Below are 9,556 nucleotides of genomic sequence, written 5' to 3'. Positions count from 1 at the left end.
GCTTAATAATTGGGCTAAAAATGAATGTGAAAATATAGGACTTAAAGTAAATGCTAAAAATATTTTAAAATTAAAACTTTGGAGAGAGCAAAATGAAATTTGCATTTATAGTGGCAAGAAAATTTCTATAGAACATTTAAAAGATGAAAAAGCTTTAGAAGTTGATCATATATATCCATATTCTAGAAGTTATGATGATTCATTTACAAATAAGGTTTTAGTTTTTACTAAAGAAAACCAAGAAAAACTCAATCAAACACCATTTGAAGCCTTTAGTAAAAATACAGATAAATGGGAAAAAATAAAAGTCCTAGCACAAAATCTTGCTTATAAAAAGAAAATTAAAATTTTAGATGAGAATTTTAAAGATAAAGAACAACAAGATTTTATTAGTAGAAATTTAAATGACACAAGATATATTGCTACGCTTATAAGCAAATATACAAAAGAATATTTAAATTTTTTACCTTTAAGCAAAGATGAGAATATAGACTTAAAAAGTGGAGAAAATGGAAGTAAAATTCACGTTCAAGCTATAAATGGAATGCTTACTTCAGTTTTAAGATATACTTGGGGATTTAGCGATAAAAATAGAAATAATCACCTTCACCACGCTTTAGATGCCATAATAATTGCTTATAGCACAAATTCTATAATAAAATCATTTAGTGATTTTAAAAAAAATCAAGAGCTTTTAAAAGCAAAACTTTATGCAAAAAAAATAACTAACGATGAATATGAACATAAAAATAAATTTTTTGAACCTTTTGAAGGATTTAGGAGCCAAATTTTAAAAAAAATTGATACTATTTTTGTCTCACACCCACCCAGAAAAAGAGCAAGAGGAGCTTTACATCAAGAAACATTTTATTCTAAAGATACATTTTATAAAGAATATGGAGGCGAAGATGGAGTGCAAAGAGCTCTAAAATATGGCAAAATAAGAAAAATTGGTACAAAATATGTTAAAAATGAAGATATGATAAGGGTTGATATTTTTAAGCATAAAGAGAGTCAAAAATTTTACGGGGTGCCTATTTATACTATGGATTTTGCTTTAGGGGTATTACCAAATAAGGCAGTAGTTCAAGGTAAGGAAAAAAGTGGGATAATAAAAGAATGGATAGAAATGAATGAAAATTATGAATTTTGCTTTTCTTTATTTAAAGATGATCTTATTTTAGTGCAAAAAAAAGAAATGAGCAAAGCAGAATTTGCTTATTTTGTATCATTTAGTGTTTCTACTTCGACTATAGAACTAAGAAAACACGATAATAAATTTGAAAATTTAACGCCTAATCAAAAATTATTATTTACCACAGCAAAAGAGGAAGATGTGTCTATAAAAAGCTTAGGAATTCAAAATTTAAAAATATTTGAAAAATATATAGTAAGCCCCTTAGGAGAAAAAACTAAAGCCAAATTTGAGCCAAGACAAAATATTTCTTTAAAAACAAGTAAAAAATATGGCATATGATGAAGCTTTTAAAAGCGTGCTGATATCAAATCAAGCAAAATTAAGCTTAAAATTAAATCATCTTGTTATAAAACAAGATGAAAAAGAAGCTAAAATTTTCTTAAAAGATATTAACATTATCATATTAGAATCTTTGCAAGTAAATATTACTTCAAGCTTACTTAGTGCTTTAGCTAAATATAAAATTATACTTTTAACCTGCGATGAATCTCATAATATCAACGGAATTTTTTCTCCATTTTTAGGACATTTTATAGGTGCAAAAGTAGCTAAAAAACAAATCAAAGTAAGCTTGCAAAGAAAAGCAATTTTATGGCAAAAAATTATTAAAAATAAAATTTCAAATCAAGCTTATATTTTAAAAATTACTAATCACATCAAAGAAGCCAAAGAACTTCTAAGTATGGCTAAGAATGTAAGCTTAAATGATTCTAAAAATTTAGAAGCAAGAGCTGCTGCCTTATATTTTAAAACTTTATTTGGCAATGATTTTACAAGAAATGAGTTATGTTTTATAAATTCTGCACTAAATTATGGCTATACTATTATAAGATCACTTATAGTTAGGGCAGTTTGCATAAGCGGACTTTTACCATGGCAAGGTATAAAGCATAATAATCTATATAATAATTTTAATCTTTGTGATGATTTAATAGAAGTATTTAGACCATTGATTGATTTGTGTGTGTTTAAATTAAAAGATACAAAAGATAGTGAATTTTTAGATAAAGAAACAAAACAAAAATTAATTAGTATCTTGCAAGAAGAAATTATTATTGAGAATAAAGCTTATCCTTTAAATAGAGCTATTAATTTTTACGTGCAAAATTTTAAAAATGCTTTGCTAGAAAATGATGAATTAACAATGGTAAATTTATATGATAGAAGATAAATTTATGAGGATTTTATTGATGTTTGATATGCCTACTAAAAACAAAAAAGATCAAAAAAATGCAAATAAATTTAGAACCTCATTAATAAAACTTGGATTTTTTATGATGCAATTTAGCGTATATGTAAAAATTTGCAAAGGATTAGCTTCAACTAAAGCGGTAATTAAAGCTGTAGAAAGGATTTTACCACCTTATGGAAATATCAGAGTTTTAACTATAACAGAAAAACAATTTGACAATATGCAAATTCTTTTAGGCGGAATTTCTTTTAATGAAAAAATAAATAATGATAAAAATCTAGTTCTTTTTGAATATGATGAAAAAAGTCAAGACTTTAAATATAGCAACGAAAAAATAAATAAAGAAAAGAAAAAACATAGGCTAAAACAGCCTAGTTTATTTGAATTTTAATGGTTTTAAAGGGATTATAACCCTACGTGGATAACCAAAAACCACTTATTTTAGTCTCTTTTTAAATTTCTTAATGAATATTATAACATATTCTAGATGTTTTTATGCGATAAAACACCTAAATTTCTTTATTTACTAGAAGTCTATTTTACCATAAAGAAATTTAAAAAGAGACTAAAACATAATTCATTCTTAACACCTTCATTTTTGTATTTTACCATAAAGAAATTTAAAAAGAGACTAAAACCCACCGGCCATTTTTATCGCTCTTAAGTTTATTTTACCATAAAGAAATTTAAAAAGAGACTAAAACAAAATAATAAAAAATATGAGCAAAAACTAATAAACAACATAATGAGAAAATGGTATAAAAGCAAAAATACAATGAAAATCAATTAGCAATATCATAAAAATATGATAGATTTACTCCAAAAACACATCATATATATTTACATTGATTTTTATACTCATATCGCTTTATCATACTTATATTTCCGCTAAGTCCTCCTTGGTGGATATATAAGATTTTATTAGAAAATATTTTTCTATTTTCCATTAAAGTTTTAAAACCAACCATATCATAAATTAAATCAAATTCTACATTACATTTTTGTTTTAAATCCTTATAAAGCTCAAATAATTCCACATAAGGCTTAGCAAAATGATATTTTTTAGATAATTTTAAAATATGTAAATTTTTAAAATCATAATCCTTATCTAAGGCTAAAATTTGCTCCCTCAAATAATTCTCATTTCCTACACAAGCACAAGTATAAACTTTAAATTTAGAATGCTTTGCTAAAAATGCTGCTGAAGTTCCTGTGCCCGATGGCAAAAAAATATCTACATTTTCATTTAATTGCTCATCAAGCTCTAAGGCTAATTGCTCATAACCAAATTCAGCCTCTTTAACAGCTACCCCCTCTTCTATAAAAATATCTCCATTATTCATTAAACTTAATGCTTTAACTTTTTTATGTGAAAAATCATCATTTTCTACGATTTGCACACCATATTTTAAGGCAAATAAATAATTTCCGTGAGGATTTTCTTTTAAAAAAGAACTAATCTTTTCGCACACAAAGATTAATTTAAAATTATTTTCATAGCAAAATATAGCCAAAGCTACCAAAGCATTGCTTTGTGAAGATCCATAAGAAATAAATTTTTGATTTTTTTTAAATTTATGTTTATTTAGCTGAAAAAAATGTAATTTTCGAGCTTTATTACCATTAATACTTCCAAGTAAATCATCTCTTTTTAATAAAAATTCAAAATCATTATATTTTAAACTATCTATTCTACTTGCTATCAAGGTATTTTTCAACTTTTTCTAAAGCATTGTTTGTATTGATATTAAATTTAATTTCTATTCTACGACTTGCCTGCTGGTCCTCTTTACCATTTTTCATAATCACATCAGAATACGATCTACCACTAGCCATTAATAATTTTTGAAGTCTAGGATCTTTGTAAAAAGAATAAATAAAACTCATCACAGCATAAGCTCTTTTTTGTGATAAATCAAGATTATAAATGTATGATCCAGCACTATCTGTATGTCCTTCTATAACTATATTTTCAATACTTGATAATATATTTTCATCTTTTAAAATACCATCAAAATATTGTGTTAATATAGTTTTTAAATTTTCTTTAGCTTGAGCTTTTAAAGTAAAAGAATTACTATCAAATAAAACTTCAGAAGGCAAAATAATTGCACCTGAATTTACATCTAAAGTAATGTTGTTATCAATCTTTGAGCGAAGATTTTTAATAGTATTTTCTTTAATCAAACTCAATTCCTTGATCTTTGATTTTGCTTCATTAAAATTAGCTTCTAAATCTCTAATTTGTTCATCTTTTCTATTTAATCTCTCAAGTAAAGTAAAAATTTGCTGATCTTTTTCATCAAGAGATGAATTTAAATCTTGATTTAATCTCGCATAAGAATTTACATTTGCCTCTAGTTCTTGCTTTTGTTTGTTGATATCATTAAGAGTATTTGAAGTATTATTTAATTTTTGATTAAGATTTTTTAGTATATCTTCTTTTTGATTTAATTCTTCTTGATTTTCTTTAAGCCTTTGTTCTTGTTTTTCTAAATTTTCTTTTATAATCTTTAAATCACTTTGAGTTAAAACATACTTAACTACAATTGCACCGATTAATAAAATAAAAACAAACAATAGCCCAGCCATTAAATCAGCATAAGCTATCCAAAAATTATTTTCTTCATTATTATTTTGATTATTTCTTATCATTTATTTATTTTCTTTTTGATTTTCAAGTTTGGCAATAACCTCTGAAGTCTGCTCATCTAATTCCTTGCTCTCTGTTTTAAATTCTTCTATCATAGAAATCTTATCATCGATACTCTTTTCATCTTCATAAGTTTCTTTAAAAGTATGCATTCCTTCTATGATACTTGATCTAAATCCCTCAAAAAGTTTTGTTTGATTTTCCAACATAAGATTTTGATATTTTTCTATATTATTGGCAAAATTTTCTATTTTTTCATCAAGTATATTAACACTTTTGTTAAAATGAGAAATTTTATCCGAACTTGTATCTAAAAGTCTATTATATTGCTCAGAAATTCTAAGAGTTAAATCTTTAATATTAGAATTTAAAATATTTACAGCATTTACTATTTCTGTATAGGTTTTAACTATATCTTTTTGCTCTCTTTGAGTTTTAGATAAATCACCCATAGCTTGTTTTACGTGCTCACTACTCAATCGCACAGCCTTTTCTTCAGCATTAACTAATTCTTGAAAAACACTAAATTTTCTATCTATAGTATTGTCAAGTTCTTTAAAAAATTCCTCATTACTTACATGTTCAAAAATAGTACCAATTTTTTCAAAATGTTTTAAACTTTCTTGCAAATATTTTCTATCAATTTCCTCTTTAGACCAGAAAAAATCATTTGTAGCATTTTTTTGACGATTTAATAAACGTTGAAATTTACTAGCTCCATATTTCTCAAAAAAAATCCACCAAAGTGCTAAAAAAATTCCATAAATAGAAACATAAAATGCTGTCCCTACTCCATTTAATAACATTGAAATTTCTTGTTCTAATCCTGCAGTATCACTTGAGTTAAAATTAGGCATTGACATAGCTATACTCACAAAAGTTCCTAAAATTCCAAGCATAGGAAAAACAGCAGCTCCAACAGAGGCAAAATTTTCATTTCTTAATTCTTTAGCATAAGCATAAGCAAAATCATTAAAACTCGCATTTGACTTTGTTTCTTTACCTATAACTAAAAAATGTTTCATAATATAGCGTTTTAATACTAATTTAAATTCATCTTTTTGTTGCTCAAAAATACTTGAAGCATAATCAGCACTATGTCTAGCAAAAATCAAGGCAATAATATAAATAATACCTATCATCACAACACTATGTAATTCCACCTTAAAATCAATTTTTTCAAAATAACCTAACAAAACTAAAAAATATAAAATTGTAGGTATAAAAATTATCTTTAAATAAGCAACTATCCCTGTGCTACCCTTACCATCTGGCAACACAAGATCTGAAAATTCATCTGTTGTTTTTACTTCCATTATTATAAGCCTTTAAATTTTGCTCTAAAATCTATATATTTGCAGAAAATTCACTAAGAGTTAGAAAACTCTTAGTTTCTATCAATACAATTTAAATCACTAAATGCACATTCTAAACGTTTAATCATACTCTCTTCACCAGCTCTAAGCCAAACTCTTGGATCGTAATATTTTTTATTAGGTTTATCATCACCTTCAAGATTACCAATTTGTCCTTGCAAATAAGCCTTATTTTGAAGTTCATATTCTCTAACTCCATCCCAAAAAGCCCATTGAGTATCTGTATCGATATTCATTTTAATCACACCATAACTAAGTGCTGCTTTAATGTCATTTATATCACTACCACTACCGCCGTGGAAAACAAAATCAATAGGTTTGTCTTGAGATAAATTAAATTTATTTTTTACATATTCTTGAGAATTTTTAAGTATTTCAGGTCTTAAAATTACATTACCTGGCTTATACACCCCATGAACATTACCAAAACTTGCTGCTATGGAAAATTTATCACTAATTTTAATGAGTCTTTCGTATGCTAAAGCAACATCTTCAGGTTGGGTATATAATTTTGCATTATCAATATTTGTATTATCTACCCCATCTTCTTCTCCACCTGTACAACCAAGCTCTAATTCTAATGAAATTCCAAGTTCAGACATTTTTCTTAAATAAACTTCACAAGTGCTTAAATTTTCTTCCAAATTTTCTTCACTCAAGTCAATCATATGAGAACTAAACAAAGCAATACCATTATCTTTTTTAAATTCTGCATTAGCTTCTATCAAAGCATCAATCCAAGGAAGAAGCTTTCTAGCTGCATGATCAGTATGTAAAATCACAGGCACTCCATAAGCTTTTGCCATTAAATGCACATGTTTAGCACCACTAATAGCACCTAAAATATCAGCTTTAGGGCAAGCCTTACCTGCTACAAATTTAGCTCCACCATTTGAAAATTGTATAATCACAGGAGAATTTACTTTCTTAGCACTTTCTAAAACAGCATTCATAGAATTTGTTCCTACGACATTAACAGCAGGAATAGCAAAACCTTCTTTTTTAGCGTGATTATAAACAATGCTTAACTCATCACCACTTAAAACACCTGGTTTAACAAGATCTAAAACACCCATTATTTATATTCCACTTGTGCTTTTTTTTGAAGATCTTCAATTTTTTTGCCAAAAATATTTTTAAATTCTTCCATTTTTAGATTATTTTCAATACCTGATTTTACTTCATCATAGCCTATAGTGCTTTTTGCTTTAGCATCTTCTTTTAAGATAATATGATATCCAAAATCACTTTTAACTGGAGTTTTAGAAATAGTTCCTTTTTTCATAGAAAAAGCTGCGTCAGCAAAAGGTTTTACCATAGTAGATTCACCAAACCATCCAAGCTCTCCACCTTGTGCAGAAGAACCTTTGTCTATTGATTTTTCTTTTGCTAATTCAATAAATTTATCTTCTAATGCTTTTCCATTAAGCTTACTTAATTGAGCAATAATATCTTTTGCTTCTTTTTCACTAGTTACTAAAATGTGTTTTGCTTTCACTTGTGCAGATTTTGTAAATCTATCTTTGTGAGTTTCATAATATTTTTTTATCTTAGCTTCATCTATTTTAATAGAATCAAAAATTTTCTTTTGATAAATATTTGCTAAAATAGCTTCTTTTGCACGCTCTAATTCTTCTTTATACAAAGGATCATTTTCTAATTTTTGAGCTTTTGCATCCTTTAACACAAGTTGTTGTGCAATATATTGATCAATCAATGCTTTTCTTTGTTCAGCTGGTAAATCAGATATTTTAGCACCCCTTAACATAGGAGCAAAATTTTCATTAATTTGATCATCAGTGATATTCATACCATCAAAAGTAGCTACAACTGCAGCATTTAAATTCAAACCCATCAATAAAACTGCAGTAACTAAAGAAATTTTTTTCATCATCTTTTCCTTTAAAATAATTTTTATAATGGCATTATAACTAAACTTTATTTAAAGGGGATTAACATACAATAAGTTTATGGAAAGAAATTTACAAATCAAAAAATTATTCTTGCAACATTTTAAACAAGCTAAAACAGAATTAGTTTTTAAAAATGCTTATGAATTAATAGTCTGTGTTATGCTTTCAGCTCAATGCACAGACAAAAGAGTAAATCTCATTACACCTGCTTTATTTAAAGCTTACCCAAGTGTAAAAGATCTAGCAAATGCAAATCTTTCAAGCTTAAAACTACTTATAAATTCGTGTTCTTTTTATAATAATAAAGCTCAAAATCTTATCAAAATGGCAAAATCAGTATGTGAAAATTTCAACGAAGAAATTCCTACTGATGAAAACTCTCTAAAAAGTCTTGCTGGAGTTGGTCAAAAAACAGCTCATGTTGTTATGATTGAGTGGTGTGGAGCAAATTGTATGGCAGTAGATACCCATGTATTTAGAGTTTCACATAGACTTAATCTAAGCAAAGCAAAAACCCCAGAAGACACAGAAAAAGATTTAACAAAAATTTTTAAAGATAAATTAAACTATCTTCATCAAGCTATGGTGCTTTTTGGACGCTACACCTGTAAAGCTAAAAATCCATTATGCAAAGAATGTTTTTTAAATCATTTATGCAAAAGTCAAGATAAAAATAATTAAACACTAAAGATATTTATTATCATCTAGCATAAAAGCAATAAATTCATACCATAATAATTATCATTGCATATTTACTACAATTAAAATTTCTATCAAAATATAATAAATTTTGTGCAACTCTACCTATACCACATACTACTCTTATGTCATATAGATTTTATAATTGATTTATTGCATAAATTTAAACAATGAAAAATATAAGCCATTATTACAAGTGCAATATTTTAATTCTTATTTTGATATTAAAACTATACTATGATACAAATTTATATTTTTAAGTAATGCCAATCTAGCTCTACTAAGCTCCTGCAAAGAATTAATTAACAAAGTATCTGCATCAAGATAATCTTTAAATTCACTACGTCCTAATTTATATTTATCAAAATACAATTGTGTAATTTTAGTTTGATTTATATAATTTTCTTCTATGACTTTTAATAAAGAATTATAATATTGATCGTTTTTATAACACAATCTAAAATAATTTAAATTCTTTTCTAAAGCATCTTTATATTCTAAAACTCTTATATTGTATTCATATTC

The 9,556-nt window shown here is 26.2% G+C and carries 9 protein-coding genes and 1 pseudogene; 4 read left to right on the top strand and 6 right to left on the bottom strand.

Annotated elements, in window-relative coordinates:
* From cas9 to cas2, 3 genes are all read left to right on the top strand, one after another.
* A partial coding sequence (gene cas9 / locus QZ429_RS06805; protein WP_291953130.1) for a type II CRISPR RNA-guided endonuclease Cas9 occupies positions 1–1,477 on the top strand: 1,477 nt, incomplete at its 5' end.
* Positions 1,467–2,369, top strand: coding sequence for a type II CRISPR-associated endonuclease Cas1 (gene cas1, locus QZ429_RS06800; RefSeq protein WP_291953127.1), 903 nt, complete (start codon positions 1,467–1,469; stop codon positions 2,367–2,369). The genes cas9 and cas1, both read left to right, overlap by 11 nt.
* Complete coding sequence (gene cas2, locus QZ429_RS06795; protein WP_291953125.1) at positions 2,356–2,781, top strand: CRISPR-associated endonuclease Cas2; 426 nt, start codon at positions 2,356–2,358, stop codon at positions 2,779–2,781. The genes cas1 and cas2 overlap by 14 nt, the downstream gene beginning before the upstream one ends.
* Positions 2,782–3,220: 439 nt before the next feature.
* Here the strand turns inward: cas2 and QZ429_RS06790 are convergent, their stop codons facing one another.
* The 5 genes from QZ429_RS06790 to QZ429_RS06770 all read right to left on the bottom strand — a co-directional run bounded on the left by QZ429_RS06790 (position 3,221) and on the right by QZ429_RS06770 (position 8,310).
* The gene (locus QZ429_RS06790; RefSeq protein ID WP_291953131.1) at positions 3,221–4,096 is read right to left on the bottom strand and encodes a pyridoxal-phosphate dependent enzyme; all 876 of its coding nucleotides are present in this window, start codon (positions 4,094–4,096) and stop codon (positions 3,221–3,223) included.
* Positions 4,083–5,045: an OmpA family protein gene (locus QZ429_RS06785; RefSeq protein WP_291953123.1), complete on the bottom strand. Its 963-nt coding sequence runs from the start codon at positions 5,043–5,045 to the stop codon at positions 4,083–4,085. Before QZ429_RS06785 ends, QZ429_RS06790 begins: the two co-directional genes overlap by 14 nt.
* A complete protein-coding gene (locus tag QZ429_RS06780; RefSeq protein ID WP_291953121.1) occupies positions 5,046–6,359 on the bottom strand; it encodes a MotA/TolQ/ExbB proton channel family protein in 1,314 nt (437 codons plus the stop codon).
* A 71-nt stretch (positions 6,360–6,430) separates the two neighbouring features.
* Positions 6,431–7,495, bottom strand: coding sequence for a class II fructose-bisphosphate aldolase (fbaA, locus tag QZ429_RS06775; protein WP_291953119.1), 1,065 nt, complete (start codon positions 7,493–7,495; stop codon positions 6,431–6,433).
* The gene (locus QZ429_RS06770) at positions 7,495–8,310 is read right to left on the bottom strand and encodes a peptidylprolyl isomerase (protein ID WP_291953117.1); all 816 of its coding nucleotides are present in this window, start codon (positions 8,308–8,310) and stop codon (positions 7,495–7,497) included. The genes fbaA and QZ429_RS06770 overlap by 1 nt, the downstream gene beginning before the upstream one ends.
* 79 nt (positions 8,311–8,389) lie before the next feature.
* Between QZ429_RS06770 and nth the strand changes: the two genes are divergently transcribed.
* Positions 8,390–9,013, top strand: coding sequence for an endonuclease III (gene nth / locus QZ429_RS06765; RefSeq protein WP_291953115.1), 624 nt, complete (start codon positions 8,390–8,392; stop codon positions 9,011–9,013).
* Between the two features lie 231 nt (positions 9,014–9,244).
* On the opposite strand, the pseudogene QZ429_RS06760 reads toward nth, so the two are convergent.
* A pseudogene (locus QZ429_RS06760) lies at positions 9,245–9,556 on the bottom strand (TolC family protein); the annotation flags it as partial.

This window comes from Campylobacter sp., from assembly GCF_020024835.1.
Classification (GTDB): Bacteria; Campylobacterota; Campylobacteria; order Campylobacterales; family Campylobacteraceae; genus Campylobacter_D.
The sequence above is the reverse complement of the archived record's forward strand: the minus strand, read 5'-3'. Positions and strand labels throughout refer to the sequence as shown.